The organism is Pseudoxanthobacter soli DSM 19599 (assembly GCF_900148505.1).
GTDB classification, from domain to species: Bacteria; Pseudomonadota; Alphaproteobacteria; order Rhizobiales; family Segnochrobactraceae; genus Pseudoxanthobacter; species Pseudoxanthobacter soli.
Genome location: NZ_FRXO01000001.1, coordinates 95,733 through 115,666 on the forward strand (window position 1 = coordinate 95,733; position 19,934 = coordinate 115,666).

The window sequence follows — 19,934 nt, forward strand, 5'->3', positions numbered from 1 at the left end:
CCGCGCAGGCCTGCGTGCGTTGCCGGCTGCCGCCGCGCCGGAGAACGGCCATTAAGCGCCCGTTCATCTTGCGGGCGCTTGAATTATGCGTGCTTCAATCGGAACGCGCCAGCCGGGGCCGTGGCGGGATATCGACCCGCCGGTGCCAGGGCTGAACGGTCAAAGGTTCACGGCAAGAGTTCATGGCGGGAGTTCATGACATGGCTGTCATCGATCTTTATGCGGGAACACGGCATGCGCCGGACGGCCTCGCCGGCGCGGCGGCCGCCGTGGACCACCCGCCCGCTTCCGCATCGCCGTCCTCCATTCTCGTGTTCGATTCCGGGGTCGGCGGTCTCACCGTCCAGCGCGAGATCGCGGCGCGCCTGCCCGGCGCGCGCACCGTGTATGTCGCCGACGATGCCGGCTTTCCCTATGGCGCCTGGGCGGAGGACGATCTCGTTGCCCGCGTGCGCGACCTCGTCGTCGATCTCTCCCGTCGCCACGAGCCGGACGCGGTGGTCATCGCCTGCCACACCGCCTCGACGCTGGTGCTGCCGGCGCTGCGGGCCTCGCTCGATATTCCGGTGGTCGGCACCGTGCCGGCGATCAAGCCCGCGGTGGCCGCGACGCGCTCCGGCCTCGTCAGCGTGCTGGCGACGCCCGGAACCGTGGCGCGCGACTATACTCGCGCGCTGATCAACACCCACGGCCATGGTGCCGAGGTCAATCTCGTCGGCTCGAAGCGTCTGGCGGCGCTCGCCGAGGCGCGTCTGCGTGGCGAGACGGTGGATGAACAGGCCATCGCCGACGAGATAGCGCCCGCCTTCGTGGCGCGCGACGGCCGGCGGACCGATGCCATCGTGCTGGCGTGCACCCACTATCCTTTCCTGACGGACGTGTTCGTCCGGCTTGCACCCTGGCCGGTGCACTGGATCGATCCGGCGCCGGCCATCGCGCGGCGCACGGTCGATGTGCTGGGCCTGCCGGAGGGGGCTTCCGCGTTCCGGCAGCCGGAAAACGATGCCGCCCCGCGCGGCAGCGTGATCTTCACCTCCGGCCGTCCGCCCGAAGGCGCGCTGTCGGCGACCCTCTCCGCCCTGCGCCTCGCCTGGAAGCCGGACTGATCGATGAGGCGGGAATGACGGATTTCCGCCGGTTTTCCGCGCGCCGGGGTTGATTTGGCATCGGGTTTGCGGTAGCACCCGCCATCCGCAAGGCCGGGGTGTCGCTCCGGCCTTGTGCGTTCACGCACCCGTGGGATCGGGCGAGCGCTTCGCCCGTCGTCCCTGTCGGTTCCTCCGCCCCTGTGGCGGAGAGGACAAAGGAGGGCGCGTTTCCGAAGAATCGAACACCAGGAAACTGCGATGAGCAAGCGCCATTCGGCGAAGTACAAGATCGACCGCCGCCTCGGAGAGAACATCTGGGGCCGCTCGAAGAGCCCGGTCAATCGCCGCGAATACGGTCCCGGCCAGCACGGCCAGCGCCGCAAGGGCAAGCTTTCGGACTTCGGCGTGCAGCTGCGCGCCAAGCAGAAGCTGAAGGGCTACTACGCCAACATTTCCGAGAAGCAGTTCACGGCGATCTACGACGAGGCGTCCCGCATGAAGGGCGACACCTCCGAGCGTCTGATCGGCCTGCTGGAGAGCCGGCTGGACGCGATCGTGTATCGCGCCAAGTTCGTGTCGACCCCGTTCGCCGCGCGCCAGTTCGTCAGCCATGGCCACATCAAGGTCAATGGCCGCCGCGTGAACATCCCGAGCTACCGCGTGCGCGCCGGCGACGTCGTCGAGGTGAAGGACAAGTCCAAGCAGCTTGCCTTCGTGCTCGAGGCCGTCCAGTCGGGCGAGCGCGACGTTCCGGACTATATCGAGGCCGACCACTCCAAGATGGTGGCCAAGTATGTCCGCGTGCCGGCTCTGGGCGATGTGCCCTATCCGGTGCAGATGGAGCCGAACCTGGTCGTCGAGTTCTACTCGCGCTGACCGGGCGAAAGCCTGCCATTCGGAAAGGCCGTCGGGGCAACCCGGCGGCCTTTTCTTTTGGGCCGCGCCCGGTTTTCCGCGAAGGCTCGCCGGCGGGCGGGCGCTCCTCCGTCCGGAGGAACGCCGTGTCGGTCACTGGAGCGCTTTCCGATCTGATGGAATCATCAGATCGACAAGAAATCGCTCCAGATTCAAAAGCTTGAGCATATCCCGTTCAGATCGGCTCGATCTGAACGGGATATGCTGTAAGCGGCCTCAGTCCTCGATCGTCTCGTGCGCCCCCTCCGCGCCGTGGCGCCAGTAGCCGGAGGCGCGCACCCACGCCTTCGGATGCCGCTTCTCCTCCACAAGGATGCGGCGCAGACGCTTGGCGACGTCGGATTCCGCCGCGATCCAGGCATGGCCGTCACCCGCGGGCAGGGCGAGCGCGCGTAGCGCGGCTTCCAGCCGCTCGGGCGTTCCGGCCGCCGCAGGGCCGCGATGCACCCATGTGATGCTTGCCGAGGCGCGGGTTTCCAGCCGCTGCTCGTCGGCGGCGCCGCCGACGTCCGCGATGACGATGGCACGGGCGCCGGCATGCAGTTCCTCCAGCCGCCGGGCGATGGCGGGCAGGGCGGCATCGTCGCCGATCATCAGGTACCAGTCGAAATCGCCAGCCACCACGAACGAGCCGCGCGGCCCGCCGACGCCGATCCTGTGGCCGGGCGCCGCCTGCATCGCCCACCGGGTGGCGGGGCCGGCCTCGTGGATGGCGAACTCGATGTCGAGTTCGTTCGCGGCCGCATCGTAGCGGCGCGGGGTGTAGTCGCGCATCAGCGGCCGCTCGCCTTCGAACACCGGCGCGCCGTTCGCGCCGACGCCGGGCAGCACGGGCGCCTCGCGGCCTTCTTCGGGGAAGAACAGCTTGACGTGATCGTCGAAGCCCGCGCTGGCGAAGCCGGCGAGGTCGTCGCCGGTCAGCGTCACGCGGATCATCGAAGGGGTCGTCCTGGCGACGCGTGCGACGCTCAGCAGCCGGAATTTCAGCGGGTGCCGCACGCGTTCGCTGCGGTGGTCGCGGGACATTTGATCGGGGAGGATGTCGGTCATGTCGGTTCCTGCATTGGAACCGGGTTCGGCAGCGTGCAGACGATCGCCAGCAGCCGAACCCGGTCTTCGGGCTCGTCGGGCGCGTTGTCTCACGTTAACGCCTACGTGCGCCGGTCCATACGAGGGCCGGGCAAAGAACGACCTTCAGTTACGCCTCCGGCCCGCCGTGCGCAAGCCTGTCAGTGCGCAAGCCTGCCGGCGCGTCAACGGCCGCGCGGCGGCTTCGGCGGCTCGTCGGACAGCACCCTGTACATGAACAGGAGGTCGAGCCAGCGGCCGAACTTCGCGCCGACCTGCGGCAGCACCGCGCCCATCTCGAAGCCGAAGGCGGCGTGAAGCCGGACCGAACCCTCGTTGCCGGCCTCGATGCCGCCGACGAGGACGTGCACGCCGCGCTCGGTCGCTGTCGAGACCAGCGCGCCCATCAGCGCCTTGCCGATGCCGCGCCCGCGCGTATCGGCCCGCACATAGATCGAAAGCTCTGCCGTGTGGCGATAGCCCTCGTGCGGCCGGAAGGGTCCATAGGTGGCGTAGCCGAGAACCGCGCCGTCCTCCTCCGCCACCAGCACGGGAAAACCGGCCGCGACCCGCTCCTCGAACCAGGCCGTCCGCCCGGCGAGGTCGGAGGGTGTCTCGTTCCAGATCGCCGTCGTGTTGAGCACGGCGTCGTTATAGATCGCGAGGATGGCGGGGATGTCTTCCCGGCCGGCGGAACGAACGATGGTGCCCATGGCGCGCCTGCAGCTTATCAATCAACGGTATCGATGCTATCATGATGCCCATATGTTTTCTCGAACGTTGCGATAAGAAAATACGATGGATATCGACCAGTTGCGCACCTTCGACCGCATCGTGCGCGACGGCTCGTTCACCAAGGCGGCAGCGCGGCTCGCGGTGACCCAGGCGACCGTCTCCATGCGCATCCGGGCGCTGGAGGATGCGCTCGGCGGGCTTCTGTTCGAGCGGGGCCGCAAGGTGCGCCTTACCGAGCGCGGGGCGACGTTCCTGCCTTATGCACGCCGCATCCTCTCCACCGTGCTGGAAGGCACCGACGCGATCCGTGGGGCCGAGCGTGGCCGCATCGCGCTCGCGACCCTGCGCAGTCTGGTGCGGCCGCTGGTGTCTCCCGTGCTGGTGTCGTTCATGGCCGGGCATCCCATGGCCGAGGTGGTGCTGAGCGAGGGCAACCACGGCGACGTCGCCGAGCGGGTGCACGACCGCACCGTCGATCTCGCCATCATGGGCTGGCCCAATCTCGATCCGCTGCTCGACGAACTCCATCCGCTGGCCGTGTTCCGGGAGCGGGTGGTGATGACGGTTGCCGCCGACGTCGCCGCCCGGCTGCCGGTGACGCCGACGATCGAGGACGTGTTCGCGGTCGTCCCGCACTTCCTCACTCTCGGATGGTGGCAGGTGCTGCCGGACGCCGTCGCCGGTCTTCGCCTGCGCGCTCCGGCGGCTTCGACCATGCCCGGCGATGCCGGCCTTGCCCTGATCCGCGCCGGAACCGCGGTCGGCTACATGCCCCACACCTGGATCGGCGCCGATGTGGCGGCCGGCCGGCTGGTGGCGATCGAGCCGGTGGACGGGCCGAGCGTCAGCCGCGACAGTGCTCTGGTGGCCGCGCGCGGCAGCGTCGCCGATGCGCCGCTGACGCTGGAACTCGCCCGCCGGCTGGTGGCGCGTGGCGCGGCGGAAGGAATGCTGCACCGCGCCGATCCCGCGCTTTCCGACGCCACGCAGGGGGTATAAGGGGCCGCTTCCGCACAAGGAGGCGGTTCTTGGGCGTTAGGGGAAAAGTTCTTGGGCCTTCCCTGAAAAAAGGCGGCGTCCCGCGGGCTTTCTCCGCTTGGCGGCAACCGGGGGCGATGCTATCTCGGCGGCCATGACAACCGAACCGCGCCCCCTCATCCGCAATTTCTCGATCATCGCGCACATCGACCACGGCAAGTCGACGCTCGCCGATCGGTTGATCCAGCGCACCGGCGCGCTGACCGAGCGCGAGATGAAGGAGCAGGTGCTCGACTCGATGGATATCGAGCGCGAGCGCGGCATCACCATCAAGGCGCAGACCGTGCGCCTGACCTATCCGGCCAAGGACGGCAAGACCTATCAGCTCAACCTGATGGACACGCCCGGCCACGTCGACTTCGCCTACGAGGTCTCTCGTTCGCTCGCCGCGTGCGAGGGCTCGCTGCTCGTCGTCGACGCCAGCCAGGGCGTCGAGGCGCAGACGCTGGCGAACGTCTATCAGGCGATCGACAACAATCACGAGATCGTCCCGGTCCTGAACAAGATCGACCTGCCGGCGGCCGAGCCCGACCGCGTCAAGGAGCAGATCGAGGAGGTGATCGGCCTCGATGCCTCCAATGCCGTGATGATCTCCGCCAAGACCGGCATCGGCATCGACGATGTGCTCGAGGCGATCGTCACCCGTCTGCCGCCGCCGAAGGGCGACGAGGATGCCCCTCTGAAGGCGCTCCTGGTCGATTCCTGGTACGACGTCTATCTCGGCGTCGTCGTGCTGGTGCGTGTGGTCGACGGCGTGCTGAAGCGCGGCCAGCGCATCAGGATGATGGGCACGGACGCCGCCTACACCATCGACCGCGTCGGCGCCTTCACCCCGAAGATGACGGATTTCGATGCGCTCCATCCGGGCGAGATCGGCTTCATCATCGCTTCCATCAAGGAAGTGGCGGATACCCGCGTCGGCGACACCATCACCGACGAGCGCAAGCCGTGCGCCGAGCCGCTTCCCGGCTTCCGCCCGGCGCAGCCGGTGGTGTTCTGCGGCCTGTTCCCGGTCGATGCCGCCGATTTCGAGGATCTGCGTGCCGCGATGGGCAAGCTGCGCCTCAACGACGCGAGCTTCTCGTTCGAGATGGAAACCTCCGCCGCCCTCGGCTTCGGCTTCCGCTGCGGCTTCCTCGGCCTGTTGCATCTGGAGATCATCCAGGAGCGGCTCGAGCGCGAGTTCAATCTCGACCTGATCGCCACGGCGCCCTCGGTCGTCTACAAGATCCTGCTGACGGACGGCAGCGAGATCGAGCTTCACAACCCGGCCGACATGCCGGACCCGGTGAAGGTCGAGGAGATCTACGAGCCCTGGATTTCCGCCACCATCCTCACGCCGGACGACTATCTCGGCGCGATCCTCAAGCTCTGCCAGGACCGGCGCGGCGTTCAGACCGACCTGTCCTATGTCGGCAAGCGCGCGATGGTCACCTACGACCTGCCGCTCAACGAGGTCGTGTTCGACTTCTACGACCGCCTGAAGTCGGTGTCGAAGGGCTACGCCTCGTTCGACTATCACCTGACCGACTACAAGCCCGGCGATCTCGTCAAGATGCAGATCCTCGTCAATGCCGAGCCGGTCGACGCGCTGTCGATGCTGGTGCACCGGTCGCAGGCCGAGCGTCGCGGCCGCGCGATGTGCGAGAAGCTGAAGGATCTGATCCCGCAGCACATGTTCCAGATCCCGATCCAGGCGGCGATCGGCGGCAAGGTGATCGCCCGCGAGACGATCCGCGCCCTGCGCAAGGACGTGACCGCCAAGTGCTACGGCGGCGACATCACCCGCAAGCGCAAGCTCCTCGACAAGCAGAAGGAGGGCAAGCGCAAGATGCGTCAGTTCGGCAAGGTCGACATCCCGCAGGAAGCCTTCATCGCCGCGCTGAAGGTGGACGTCTGATCCACGCGCGCGACGCCTCGAATCGAAACGGCCCGGCGAGCGATCGCCGGGCCGTTTGCTTTTCGGCAGGGCGGCCGCGCTGCGGCGGCCGTCACTCGCCCCCTATTACTTGCCCGGCATCACTTGCCCGGCTGCGCGACGATGCGCAGATAGGGCTTCAGGGTCTTCCAGCCGTCCGGGAACTTCTCCTTCGCCGCCTCGTCGGAAACCGAGGGGACGATGATCACGTCCTCGCCCGACTTCCAGTCCGCCGGGGTGGCGACCGAGTGGTTGGCGGTGAGCTGGAGCGAATCCACCACCCGCAGGATTTCCTCGAAGTTGCGGCCGGTGCTCGCCGGGTAGGTCAGCGACAGCTTGAGCTTCTTGTCCGGTCCGATCACGAACACCGAGCGCACGGTCACGGTGTCGTTCGCGTTCGGGTGGATCATGTCGTAGAGGTCGGAGACCTTGCGGTCGGTGTCGGCGATGAGCGGGAAGTTCAGCGCCGCGCCCTGGGTCTCCAGGATGTCCTGCGACCAGGCGTCGTGATTGCCGAGCGCGTCGACGGAGAGCCCGATCACCTTGACATTGCGCTTGTCGAATTCCGGCTTCAGCCGCGCGACCGAGCCGAGCTCGGTGGTGCAGACGGGCGTGAAGTCCTTCGGATGCGAGAACAGGATCCCCCAGGACGAGCCGAGAAACTCATAGAAGTCGATCGGGCCGATCGTGGTCTCGGCGGTGAAGTTGGGGACGGTGTCCCCGAGGCGCAGCGACATCGGTCTTCCTCCGGTGGTAACGGTTGACGGGGCGGCTTCGGCCCCGCTCGTTCTTGTCCAGTGTAGCGCCGCCGCCTGGCCGCGCGAGCAAAGGCCGGCATAAAGGCCGGCCCGCTTTGGTCGTTCATTCCGAAAACCGCGGCGATGCGGCAATCCTATTCCGTCCTGCCGGGAAGCCTCTCCTGCATGGCCGCCATGATCGCCTCCGCCGTCGGCGAGGTGAACACGGCGTCGATCCCGGGCGTGATCTTGCGCCGCCAGTTGGGCCGCTGGTCGACCGTGCCCGGCAGGTTCACGGCGTCCCGTTCGCCGGCGAGGTCGTCCGCCTGCACCAGCGCGAGGAGCGAGGGCGTGGCGGCGACGAGCCGGTGCACCGCCGCGGCGACGTCCGGCGTCAGCGTGTCCGACGTGGCGAGCCCGTCCGCGGTCGCCTCGTCGATGAGCCGCCCGGCGGCGAGCCGGCGCGCGAGCGCGGCCTTCGCCTCCTGCCGCTCGTCGCGCGCGATCGCGGCGGCGTCCCCGTCGATCAGCCCGAGCGAGAGCCGCTCGGCGATGTCGGCGCCGCTCCACCAGCCGGCGAGCGTCGGCAGGTCGTGGGTCGAGACGCAGGCGGCGGCGCGCACCGGATAGCGCTCCGGCGGGCGGAATTCCACGCCGTCGCGCTCGAACCACAGCACGCGGTAGGACAGCACGTCGGCCGCCATCAGCGCCTCGCCGATGCCCTCCGGCACCGTGCCGAGGTCCTCGCCGACCACCAGGCACTCCGCCCGCTGGCTTTCGAGCGACAAAAGGCCGACGAGATCGTGGAACGGATAGGCGAGATAGGTGCCTTCGCCGGCCTTGGCGCCGTCCGGCACCAGGAACAGCCGCGTCAGCCCCATGACGTGGTCGATCCGGAGCGCGCCGGCATGGCGCATGTTGGCGCTGGCGAGGTCGGAGAAGCTGCGATAGCCCTCGCGCGCCCAGGCGAGCGGGTTCGGCGGCGGCAGGTTCCAGATCTGCCCGTCCGCGGAGAACGGATCCGGCGGGGCGCCGACCGAAACGCCGGTCATCAGCAGGTCCTGCTCCGACCACGCCTCCGCCCCGTCCGGGGCGGTGCCCACGGCGAGGTCGCGATAGAAGCCGAGGCCGAGGCCAGCCTCCCGCGCTTCCTTCGCCGCCGAGGCAAGCTGCCGGTCGGCCACCCACTGCATGTAGAGCGAGAAGCGGATGCGCTCGGCATTCGCCTCGGCGAACGAGGCCACGCCGGCGGCGGCCGGGGAGGCGACATCCGCCGGCCACGACCACCATCGCGGCGTTCCGTTCGCCTCCGTCAGCGTCTCGAAGGTGGCGAACCGTTGCAGCGCGGCGCCCCTCGTGTGGCGGAAGCGCTGGAAATCGGCCACGTGCGGATCGTCCGGCGCGGCGGCCTCCCGCGCGGTGAAGGCGGTGAACGCGGCTTCGAGCACCCGCCGCTTGGCGGCCCAGACGCCGGGATAATCGACCGCCGGAAGGCCGGCCAGCGCCCCGAACGCCGCCGCCTCCGCCTCCAGCGCCGCCCGCACCCGCCCGTCATATCCGATCTCGGGCAGAGCCGAGACATCGATATAGATGGGATCAAGAAAGCGCCGGTCGGAGGGATGGTAGGGGCTGTTGCGATCGCGTTCGGTCGGGAACAGCGCGTGCAGCGGGTTGAGGCCGATGGTCTGCGCGCCGCGAGATGCCGCCAGCGCGCCGAACAGGCCGAGCGCCGTGAAATCGCCGATGCCCTGATCGCCGTCGCGATGCAGCGTGTAGAGATGGGCGGCGATGCCGAAGCGCCGTTCGCCGGCCGCGAAGCCCGGCGGCAGATGGCACCGGCCCGGTACCACGATCAGCGGGCAGGTGGTCTCCGGCTCCTCCGCAAGGCGCAGCACGTGGCGTCCGACCGGCTGCGGCGGCAGCTCGATGGTGCGGACGGGCACCTGCCGGCCGTCCGGCAGCGCGTCCCAGCGCCGCTGCCCGGCATCGTGCGCCACCACCACGGTCTCGTGGCTGCCGTCTTCCCGTTCGATCGAAAGCGCGAACGTCCGCCCGCCGAGGGCGCTGCGGCCGCCGAGCGTGACGACGGCGTGTTCGCCCGCGCGCACGACCATCACCGGCGGCAACGCCGCAAGCTCGCGGCCCGCGACCAGCCGCTCCAGGCTGTCATAGGCCTCCGCTGTGGTCGAAGCCGGCAGTCGCAGCGCGGCGAGCAGCGCGCGCTTGGCGTCGTCGCCGACGCGATGCTGCGTACCGCCTACATCCCACCAATATGGTGAAAGGCCGGCCGCGCCCGCCAGCTTGTCGAGCACGGCGGGGTCCGCGGCGCCGCGCTTGCGCGCCTTGCGCGCGCGCTCCGCCGCCAGCACGACCGAGCGCGGCGCAAGCCGGCAGCGGCCGTCGAGCGCCTCTTCGCCGGCATAGCCCGGCCGCGCGCTGTCGATCACGCACGACCACTCGAAGCCCGGCCGCGGGTCCGGCAGCACCATCTCCGCCGGCTGCCGGCCGGCATGGAGCGCGACCACCACGCGGCTCGCTTCGGCCTCTCCGTCCGAGGGCTCGTAGAGCGCGGCGATCAGGGTGTGATTGGCCGGATCGTTCCAGCCTTCGTTGTCGAGCGGCGTGCCGCGGGTCGAGAGCCACGCCACGTCCGGAATGCCGGAGGCGTCGAGCGCGCCGCCGGTCAGCGGCCGCGTGGCGCCGAGCGCGGGATGTGCGAGCCGGGCGGCGACGAGCCGCGCGGCGAAGCGCGACAGCGCCGCGTCATGCCGTTCCCAGTCGAGCCAGGAGGCGGCATTGTCCTGGGCGTAGGCGTTGTTGTTGCCGCCCTGCGAGCGGCCGCATTCGTCGCCCATCGAGAGCATCGGCGTGCCGCGCGAAAACAGCAGCGTGGCGAGAAGCGCCCGCATGTCGGCGTGGCGCTCGGCCTCGATGTCGCGGTCGTCGGTCGGCCCCTCGATGCCGTAGTTCCAGGAATGGTTCTCGCCGGTGCCGTCGCGGTTGAACTCGCCGTTCGCCTCGTTGTGCTTCTCCGTGTAGGAGACGAGGTCCGCGAGGGTGAAGCCGTCATGGGCGGTGATGAAGTTGACGCTGGCCGACACCGGGCGGCGGCGTTCGGCGAAGATGTCGGCCGAGCCGGCGAAGCGGGTGGCGAGTTCGCCGACCATGCGGCCGTCGCCGCGCCAGAACCGGCGCACGGCATCGCGGTAGCGGTCGTTCCATTCGCCCCAGCGCGCCGGGAAGGCGCCGAGATGATAGCCGCCGGGACCGGGATCCCACGGCTCCGCGATCATGATCAGCGTCGACAGCAGCGGGTCCTGCTCCACCGCCGCCAGGAACGGCGCGGCCGGGTCGAAGCCGTCGTCGCGGCGCGCCAGCGTCACCGCCAGGTCGAAGCGGAAGCCGTCGATGCCGGTGCGCTCCACCCAGGTGCGCATCGCCTCCAGCGCCAGCTTCAGCCCTTCCGGGCGGTCGAGCGGCAGCGTGTTTCCGCAGCCGGTGTCGTTGACGTAGTAGAGCGGCTCGCCGGGCACGAGCCGGTAATAGCCGGCATTGTCGAGGCCGCGCATGGAGACGGTCGGGCCCCAGTGATCGCCCTCGCCGGTGTGGTTGAACACCACGTCCAGGATGACGGCGATGCCCGCCTCGTGCAGAGCCGAGACGGCGGCGCGGATTTCCGCGAAGCCGCCGGGCGCGAGGCGCGGGTCCGGCGCCAGATAGGTAATGGGGTTGTAGCCCCAATAATTGTTGAGCCCGAGCGGCGGCAGATGGCGTTCGTCGAGGATCGCCATCGAAGGCATCAGCTCGACCACCGTCACACCGAGGGCCTTCAGGTGATCGATGGCGGCGGGCTGCGCGAGGCCGGCGAAGGTGCCGGCGATCTCGTCGGGAATCTCCGGGTGGTTGCGCGTGAAGCCGCGCACATGCATCTCGTAGATCACGGTCTTCGCCGGATCGGGCACCGGGCCGCGCGGCGCCGGTTCGGGCGGCGTCTCCACGATCGCCTTCGGAACGAGGTGCGCGGTGTCGACCGGCTCCGGCCTGTCGGCGGGATCGGTGCCCGGCGACACGTCGAACAACAGCGGATCGAGCTGGAACGGCCGGTCGAGCCGGGTGGCGTAGGGGTCGACGAGCAACTTTGCCGGGTTGAAGCGGTGGCCCTCGCGCGGCGCCCACCGCCCGTCCGCACGAAGCCCGTAGCGCCGTCCCGCGCCGATGCCGGCGACGTGGGCGTGGAAAACGTCCCCGGTGCGATGCAGAAGGGGAATGCGCTCGACTTCCGTCTGGCCCTCGTCGTCGAACAGGCAGAGCGTCATCGCCGTTGCCGTCGACGAATAGACGGCGATGTTGATGCCGTCGCCGTCGAGGGTCACGCCGAGCGGTGCGGGCCGGCCGGCACGCACGACGCGGACCGGTTCGGGGCAGTCGTGCCTGCGCAACGCCATGCGTCAAAAGCCTCCGGGCGCGGTCACCAGCGCGCGATAGAGATCGGCATAGCGCCTCGCGGGTCCACGCCAGGAGACGTCCGTCGCCAGCGCGTTCATCTGCAATTGCCGCCAGGCCGCCTTGTCCTGCCACAGGTCGGCGGCGCGCAGCATGGCGGCCTCCAGCATGTCGCGGCTCACGGGCGAGAACTGGAAGCCGGTGCCCAGGCCTTGTGCGCGCGCCATCTCGTTGGCATCGATCACGGTGTCGGCAAGGCCGCCGACGCGCGCCACGATCGGCAGCGCGCCGTAGCGGGTGGCGCTGAGCTGGGTCAGCCCGCAGGGCTCGAACCGCGAGGGCACCAGCAGCGCGTCCGCGCCGGCCTGGATCTGGTGGGCAAGGCCCTCGTCATAGCCGATCACGGTGGCGATGCGGCCGGGATGGGCGCGGGCCGCATCGCGGAAGCCGGCTTCGAGATCCCGGTCGCCGGCACCGAGCACCACGAGCTGCGCGCCGAGCGAGGTCACCGCCCCGACGCAGCCGAGCAGCATGTCGAGGCCCTTCTGCCACGTCAGCCGGCTCACCACCGCGAACAGCAGCGCGTTCGGATCGGCCTCCAGGCCGAGGCGCGCCTGCAGCGCGATCTTGTTGTCGAGCCGGAGGTCGATGGTCGAGGCATCGAAATTGCGCTTGATCATCGGATCGCGCTCCGGCGACCACAGCACGTCGTCGATGCCGTTGACGATGCCCGAAACCACCCGCGCGCGGGTGCGCAGCAGCCCGTCCAGCCCCATGCCGCCCTCGGGCGTGCGGATCTCGGCGGCATAGGTCGGCGAGACCGTGGTGATGCGGTCGGAGAGGCGCAGGCCCGCCTTGAGGAAGCCGATCATGCCGTAATATTCGACGCCCTCGACCGACATCGCGTGGGGCGGAAGCCCGAGCGCGCCGAACATCTCCGCCGGGAACTGGCCCTGGAAGGCGAGGTTGTGCACGGTCATCACGGTCGGCGGGCGCCGTCCGCCGCCATAATAGAGATAGGCGGCGGTGAGGCCCGCCTGCCAGTCGTGCGCATGGACCACGTCCGGCACGAAGGCCGGCAGGTGGCCGCCGCCGACGAAGGCGCCCACGGCGGAAAGCGCCGCGAACCGCACGGCATTGTCCGGCCAGTCACGGCCGTCGTAGCCGACATAGGGATTGCCGCCGCGGGCATAGAGATGCGGGGCATCGATCACCAGCAGATCGAGGCCGGCGGCATGGGCGCCGATCAGATCGGCGCGGCCCCCGAACAGGTCGGGGAAGCTGTAGAGCGTCTCGCGCAGTTCGAGCGCGGCCATCACGGCCGGATAGCCCGGCACCAGCGTGACCATCCGGATGCCTTCGGGCGCGAGCGCGGCGGGCAGAGCGCCCGCCACGTCGGCCAGTCCGCCGGTCTTGATCAGCGGAAACACCTCGGAGACGACCGAGAGGACGGACTGCGTGGGCACCGGGACCGGTTTCATTGCGGGAGACGATCGATCATGGGTTGCGTGATGAGGCAGATGCCGTTGGCCGTCCTGCGGAAGCGCTTGGCGTCGAGTTCCGGATCCTCGCCGACGACGAGCCCTTCGGGGATCTGCACGCCGGCGTCCACCACCACATTCTTGAGGCGGGCCGAGCGGCCGATGCCGACATAGGGCAGGATGACGCCGTTCTCGACATAGGAATAGGAGTTCAGCCGCACCCCGGTCGAGACCAGCGTGCGCCGGACCGAAGCGCCCGAAACGATGCAGCCGCCCGAGACCAGCGAGGAGATCGCCTGTCCCCGGCGCCCGTCCTCATCGTGGACGAACTTCGCCGGCGGCGTGATCTCGCCATAGGACCAGATCGGCCAGTCGCGGTCGAACAGGTCGAGTTCCGGCACCACGTCTGTCAGATCGATGTTCGCTTCCCAGTAGGCGTCGACCGTGCCGACGTCCCGCCAGTAGGGCACGTCCTCGGAATCCGACCGTACGCAGGAATCCGAGAAGTGGTGGGCCACCGCTTTCCCGTGGCGCACGATGTGGGGAATGATGTCCTTGCCGAAATCGTGGCTGGAACTCGGGCTTGCGGCGTCCCGGCGCAGTTCGTCCATCAGGAACTTGGTGTCGAACACGTAGATGCCCATGCTGGCGAGCGCACGGTCCGGCTTGCCGGGCATCGCCGGCGGGTCCGCCGGCTTTTCCACGAACGAGAGAATGCGGTCGGTCTCGTCGACGTGCATCACGCCGAACGCCGTCGCCTCGGCGCGCGCGACCTCGTGGCAGCCCACCGTCACGTCCGCCCCCTGGGCGACGTGCTGCTGCAGCATCTTCTCGTAGTCCATCTTGTAGATGTGATCGCCCGCGAGAATGATGATGTACTTCACATCGTGGGCTTCGATGATGTCGATGTTCTGATACACCGCATCGGCCGTGCCCAGATACCAGCTTTCCTCGGAAATGCGCTGACTCGCCGGCAGAATGTCGAAGCTTTCGTTGCGCTCGGGCCGCAGGAAGTTCCACGCGCGCGTCAGATGACGGATCAGGCTGTGGGCCTTGTACTGCGTGGCGACGCCGATGCGGCGCACGCCCGAGTTCAGCGCATTCGACAGCGCGAAGTCGATGATGCGCGACTTTCCGGCGAAGTAGACCGCCGGCTTGGCGCGCCGGTCGGTCAGCTCCATCAGGCGGCTACCCCGGCCGCCGGCGAGCACGTAGGCCATCGCCGAACGGGCGAGCGGACCGCTCATTCCCCCCTCTCGGATCATCTCGGGAGTCCCTCCTCAAGCAACGCGGCGGCCCGGATCTCACGTCCGGTCCGGATTATGAAGCGCCCGCCTTTTCCTCCAATCAAGTCCGTGGACGCGATTGCAGGATACGCGGCTGGACCCGCCCCGGTTCCGCATTATCCTGCAGAAACGCGGGGCGGGGATATGCTCTAGGCCTCCGCGTCCAGAACGAAATAGACGGCGGCAAGGGGCGGAAGCGTGATGGACGCGGAGACCGGCAGGCCGTGCATCGGCGGCCCGTCGGCGACGACGGCGCCGAGATTGCCGATGCCGGAGCCACCATAGACGGGGGCATCGGTGTTCAAGGCCTCGCGCCAGCGGCCCGCGGCCGGCATCCCGATGCGGTAGCCGGATCGGGGCACCGGCGTGAAGTTGAACACCGCCACCACCGGCGGGCCGCCTTCGCCGTCGAAGCGGGCCCAGGCGAACACCGACTGGGCGCGGTCGTCCACCACGATCCAGCGGAAGCCGTCCGGCTCGCAGTCGCGGGCATAGAGCGCCGGCAGGTCGCGATAGAGCCGGTTGAGGTCGCCGACGAGGCGCTGCACGCCCTTGTGGGGCTCGTAGGCGGTCAGGTGCCAGTCGAGGCTCTGGTCGAAGTTCCATTCGGCGCGCTGGCCGAACTCCTGTCCCATGAACAACAGCTTCTTGCCGGGATAGGCCCACATGAAGCCGTAATAGGACCGAAGGTTGGCGAAGCGCTGCCAGTCGTCGCCGGACATCTTCGAAAGCAGCGATGCCTTGCCATGGACGACTTCGTCATGGCTCAGCGCCAGCACGAAGTTCTCCGTGTAGAGGTACATGAGCCCGAAGGTCATCTTGTCGTGATGCCAGCGGCGATGCACCGGATCGAGCTTCATGTAGTCCAGGGTGTCGTGCATCCACCCCATGTTCCACTTGAAGCCGAAGCCGAGGCCGCCGGTCGAGACGGGCCGCGACACGCCCCACCAGGAGGTTGATTCCTCCGCGATGGTGACGGTGCCGGGATGGAGCGCGTAGCTCAGCTCGTTGAAGCGGCGGATGAACCGGCTCGCGTCCTTGTTGTCGTTCGAGCCGTCCGGGTTCGGTGCCCACTCGCCCTCGCGTCGCGAGTAGTTGAGGTAGAGCATCGACGCCACGGCATCGACCCTGAGGCCGTCGATGTGGAAGCGGTCGAGCCAGTAGAGCGCGTTCGCCGTCAGCATGTTGGCGACTTCGCGGCGGCCGAAATCGTAGATCGCGGTGTTCCAGTCCGGATGGAAGCCGCGGCGGGGATCGGCGTGCTCGTAAAGCGGCGAACCGTCGAAATGGGCGAGGCCGTGGATGTCCGTCGGGAAGTGGGCAGGCACCCAGTCGAGGATGACGCCGAGGCCCGCGGCGTGCGCCCTGTCGACGAACCGGGCGAACCCGGCGGGATCGCCGAAGCGCCGGGTCGGCGCGAACAGCCCGATCGGCTGGTAGCCCCACGAGGCGTCGAGCGGGTGTTCCGACACCGGCAGCAGTTCGACGTGGGTGAACCCGAGCTCGACCACGTAGGGGATCAGCTCGTCGGCGAGTTCGTCATAGGTCAGGAAGCGGTTGCCGTCTCCCCGCCGCCAGGAGCCGAGATGGACCTCGTAGACCGACATCGGCTCGCGGTGCGCCGGCTTGGTGCCGCGCTCGGCCAGATAGTCCCCGTCGGTCCAGACGAAATCGTCGGTACGGGCGACGACCGAGGCCGTCGACGGGCGCATCTCGCTGCCGAAGCCGAACGGATCGGCCTTCAAAGGCAGCAGCACGCCGTCCCGGCTGTAGATCTCGTACTTGTAGACCGCGCCCTCGCCGATGCCGGGGGCGAAGATCTCCCACAGGCCGCTGTCGACGCGTTTGCGCATCTGGTGGCGCCGGCCATCCCACGCATTGAAGTCGCCTACGACCGAGACGCGCGCCGCATTGGGCGCCCAGACGGCGAAATGCACGCCTTCGACGCCTTCATGGGTGCGCAAATGTGCGCCCAGGCGATCATAAAGCGCGCGATGGGTGCCTTCCACGAGCAGATGATCGTCGAGCGGACCGAGCACGGGGCCGAAGGCATAGGGATCGTCGAATTCCCAGGTCCCGCCCGCATTGGTGGCCCGCAGGCGGTAGAAATGGCGGTCGCCGCCCGCCGGTCCGACGCCGGGCGCGGCACCCTCCGGCAGGTATCCCTCGAACACTCCGTCCTGATGGCGGCGGTCGAGTGAAACCAGAACTTTGCCGTCCAGCCCGACGGCGTCGACGGTGTCGGCGCCGGGAACGAAGGCGCGGATCACGACACCGCCGGCGCCGGTATTTATGGCCCCGGCCTTGCGTCGTCCGCTCGGCTTCCCGGCACCGGGCAGGCCGCCCGGTCCGGGGAGCTGGTGAGGTCCCAGCAGCGCGAATGGATCACCATGACGGGCATGAACGATCGCCTCCAGGGCATCGTCGTCCGCCTTCCAATCCGCTCCGGAACCCATGTTACGCCTTATCCGGCCGGCTTCACCGGCACGTTCCAGATTTCCTCGGCATATTCCGCGATGGAACGGTCCGATGAAAACCAACCCATGTTGGCGACGTTCAGAATGCTCGAACGCCACCATGCGGCTTTGTCACGCCACATCGATCCCGCTTTACGCTGGGTAGCATAGTAGGAATCGAAGTCTGCGGTCACGAGGAAATAATCGTGGTGCCGCAGGGCGTTGATGAGGTTGTGGAAGCGGTTGTTCTCGCCGGGCGAGAACACGCCGGACTCCACGGCATCCACCACCTCGCTGAGCTGCGGCGAGGCGGCGATTGCGCCGCGCCCGTCGATGCCTTCCCGGCGGCGAGCCTCGACCTCCTCGGCGGTGAGACCGAAGATGAAAATGTTCTCGGGCCCGACATGTTCCCTGATCTCGACGTTTGCGCCATCCAGCGTACCGATGGTGAGCGCGCCGTTGAGGGCGAGTTTCATGTTGCCGGTGCCGGAGGCCTCCATGCCGGCGGTCGAGATCTGCTCCGACAGGTCGGCAGCCGGGATGATCGATTCCGCCAGGCTGACATTGTAGTTCGGGAGGAACACGACCTTCAGCTTGTTGCGCACGGTCGGGTCGCTGTTCACGACCTTGGCGACGTCGTTGATCAGCTTGATGATCAGCTTCGCCTGATGGTAGCTCGCGGCCGCCTTGCCGGCGAACACCTTCACGCGCGGCGTCCAGTCCCGCATCGGCTGGGCGCGGATCGCATCATAGAGCGCGATGGTCTCCAGGATGTTGAGGAGCTGGCGCTTGTACTCGTGGATGCGCTTGATCTGGATGTCGAACAGCGCATCCGGATCGACCGCGACGCCGAGCTGCTCGCGGATGATCTTGCCGAGCGCGACCTTGTTGGCGCGCTTGACGGCGGCGAACTTGTCCTGGAACGCGGCGTCGCCGGAGAACTGCGAGAGTTCCGTCAGAAGCTCGGGGTGGTCGAGCACCTTCGGTCCGATCGCCTCGACCAGGAGTTTCGTCAGTCCCGGGTTCGCCTGATAGAGCCAGCGCCGGAAGGTGACGCCATTGGTCTTGTTGACGATCTTGCCCGGCCACAACGTGTGGAAGTCGCGGAACACCGTCTTCTTCATGAGGTCGGTGTGAAGCGCCGAGACGCCGTTGACATGGTGCGAGGCCATGAAGGCGAGGTGCCCCATGCGCACGCGGCGGCCGGCCTGCTCGTCGATCACCGACACCGACGACAGGAAGCTCCCGTCCGGATTCACCCGCCGCGCGGCATCGAGGTGCAGCGCGTTGATGAGATAGATGATCTGGACGTGGCGCGGCAGCAGCCGCTCCATCAGCGGGATCGGCCAGCTCTCGAGCGCTTCCGGCAGCAGCGTGTGATTGGTGTAGGAGAACGTGCGCTGCACGATATCCCACGCCTCTTCCCACGGCAGCTCGTGGGTATCCACGAGGATGCGCATCAACTCGACGATGGCGATGCAGGGATGGGTGTCGTTGAGCTGGATCGCCACCTTGTCCGGCAGCGTGCGGACGTCGCCATAGGCCTTCAGATGGCGGCGCAGCAGGTCGCGCAGCGAGGCGGCGGCGAAGAAATATTCCTGCCGCAGCCGCAGTTCCTGGCCTTCCGGCGTCTCGTCGCTCGGATAGAGGATCTTGGAGATCGACTCGGTTTTCATCCGCGCGGCGAACGCGCCGACGTGGTCGCCGCGGTTGAAAGCCTCGAGGATGAGGGGATCGGTCGCGCGCGCCGACCAGAGGCGCAGCGTGTTCACGTGCCGCCCGTGCCAGCCGACGATCGTGGTGTCGTAGGCGACCGCCTCGACGGTCTCAGCCGGGTGCCAGACGTGCTTGACGAGCGCCTCGGACGTCGCGACCGCCTCGACGGAGCCGCCGAAGCCGATGTCGTAGACGACTTCCGGCCGCTCGAACTCCCACGGGTTGCCGAACGACAGCCAGTCTTCCGGATATTCCTGCTGCCAGCCGTTCTTCACCGCCTGACGGAACAGGCCGTGATCGTAGCGGATGCCGTAGCCGTAGGCGGGAATGGAGAGCGTCGCCATGCTTTCCATGAAACAGGCGGCGAGGCGGCCGAGGCCACCGTTGCCGAGCGCGGCGTCCGGCTCGACCTTGCGCAGCCGGTCGAGGTCGACATCGAGGCCCTGCAGCGCCTCGCGCACTGTCTCGGTGAGCTCGAGGTTGTTCAGGTTGTCGAACAGCAGGCGGCCGATCAGGAACTCGAGGGATAGATAATAGACCCGCTTGGCGTTGTTCTCGTAGGTCGCCCGGGTGGAGGCGATCCAGCGATCGACGACACGATCACGCACGGCGAGAGCGGTGGCCACGAACCAGTCGCGGTCGCTCGCGGTGATGGTGCTCTTGCCCACATAATAGGTGAGCTTGTCCAAGATATCGGCACGCAGCGAAGCCGCATCCTCGCCACGCGGTCCCCCGGGGCTTTCGACGGAAACGGTTTCGAGATGCTCTTGGTTCGCCGGGGATTCGACCGTCATGACTGGGGTTTCTCCACTGGATCGACGATGGGCGGGCTCGGACCGCGACTGTCGGACGAAGGAACGGAAGGACGGGCAGAGTGCAATCTGGACAGAGTGATTGCAAACGCCGGGGCGGGAAAGGACTGCGTTTGCATCGGGCGCCGGGTCGTAATGCCGCCCCTCGTCCAGAATGCAACCCCTGTGCCATCAAGGAGATGACAGTTCGGTTCAAGGGACGTGCTTTTCCCGTTGATTTCGATCAACGCGCCGGGCCGGT

The 19,934-nt window shown here is 68.1% G+C and carries 12 protein-coding genes; 4 read left to right on the forward strand and 8 right to left on the reverse strand.

Annotated features, from left to right (window positions below):
• The first annotated feature begins 200 nt into the window (after positions 1–200).
• Both murI and rpsD read left to right on the forward strand, forming a co-directional pair.
• Positions 201–1,106 (forward strand): glutamate racemase, encoded by a 906-nt coding sequence (gene murI, locus BUF17_RS00390; RefSeq protein WP_084563705.1) that lies wholly within the window; start codon positions 201–203, stop codon positions 1,104–1,106.
• 240 nt (positions 1,107–1,346) lie between these two features.
• Positions 1,347–1,964, forward strand: a complete 618-nt coding sequence (rpsD, locus tag BUF17_RS00395) for a 30S ribosomal protein S4 (RefSeq protein WP_073625257.1) — start codon at positions 1,347–1,349, stop codon at positions 1,962–1,964.
• 255 nt (positions 1,965–2,219) lie between these two features.
• On the opposite strand, the gene BUF17_RS00400 is transcribed toward rpsD, so the two are convergent.
• On the reverse strand, positions 2,220–3,053 hold the full coding sequence (locus BUF17_RS00400) for a siderophore-interacting protein (RefSeq protein ID WP_073625258.1): 834 nt from the start codon (positions 3,051–3,053) through the stop codon (positions 2,220–2,222).
• 203 nt (positions 3,054–3,256) lie between these two features.
• Positions 3,257–3,784 carry a GNAT family N-acetyltransferase gene (locus tag BUF17_RS00405; protein ID WP_073625259.1) on the reverse strand — a complete coding sequence of 176 codons (528 nt, stop codon included), beginning with the start codon at positions 3,782–3,784 and terminating at the stop codon, positions 3,257–3,259.
• An 85-nt stretch (positions 3,785–3,869) separates the two neighbouring features.
• Between BUF17_RS00405 and BUF17_RS00410 the strand changes: the two genes are divergently transcribed.
• Positions 3,870–4,805 (forward strand): LysR family transcriptional regulator, encoded by a 936-nt coding sequence (locus tag BUF17_RS00410; protein WP_073625260.1) that lies wholly within the window; start codon positions 3,870–3,872, stop codon positions 4,803–4,805.
• Positions 4,806–4,938: 133 nt separating this feature from the next.
• Positions 4,939–6,744, forward strand: coding sequence for a translation elongation factor 4 (gene lepA / locus BUF17_RS00415; RefSeq protein WP_073625261.1), 1,806 nt, complete (start codon positions 4,939–4,941; stop codon positions 6,742–6,744).
• Between the two features lie 119 nt (positions 6,745–6,863).
• Here lepA and BUF17_RS00420 read toward each other — a convergent pair whose 3' ends face one another.
• The 6 genes from BUF17_RS00420 to BUF17_RS00445 all read right to left on the reverse strand — a co-directional run bounded on the left by BUF17_RS00420 (position 6,864) and on the right by BUF17_RS00445 (position 19,675).
• Positions 6,864–7,499 carry a peroxiredoxin gene (locus BUF17_RS00420; RefSeq protein WP_073625262.1) on the reverse strand — a complete coding sequence of 212 codons (636 nt, stop codon included), beginning with the start codon at positions 7,497–7,499 and terminating at the stop codon, positions 6,864–6,866.
• Between the two features lie 155 nt (positions 7,500–7,654).
• A complete protein-coding gene (gene glgX / locus BUF17_RS00425; protein WP_073625263.1) occupies positions 7,655–11,944 on the reverse strand; it encodes a glycogen debranching protein GlgX in 4,290 nt (1,429 codons plus the stop codon).
• 3 nt (positions 11,945–11,947) lie between these two features.
• On the reverse strand, positions 11,948–13,408 hold the full coding sequence (gene glgA / locus BUF17_RS00430; RefSeq protein WP_073625928.1) for a glycogen synthase GlgA: 1,461 nt from the start codon (positions 13,406–13,408) through the stop codon (positions 11,948–11,950).
• Positions 13,409–13,419: 11 nt separating this feature from the next.
• Positions 13,420–14,688: a glucose-1-phosphate adenylyltransferase gene (glgC, locus tag BUF17_RS00435; RefSeq protein ID WP_073625264.1), complete on the reverse strand. Its 1,269-nt coding sequence runs from the start codon at positions 14,686–14,688 to the stop codon at positions 13,420–13,422.
• Positions 14,689–14,858: 170 nt separating this feature from the next.
• On the reverse strand, positions 14,859–17,165 hold the full coding sequence (glgB, locus tag BUF17_RS00440) for a 1,4-alpha-glucan branching protein GlgB (protein WP_073625265.1): 2,307 nt from the start codon (positions 17,163–17,165) through the stop codon (positions 14,859–14,861).
• A gap of 8 nt (positions 17,166–17,173) precedes the next feature.
• On the reverse strand, positions 17,174–19,675 hold the full coding sequence (locus tag BUF17_RS00445; protein WP_073625266.1) for a glycogen/starch/alpha-glucan phosphorylase: 2,502 nt from the start codon (positions 19,673–19,675) through the stop codon (positions 17,174–17,176).
• Positions 19,676–19,934 lie beyond the last annotated feature (259 nt).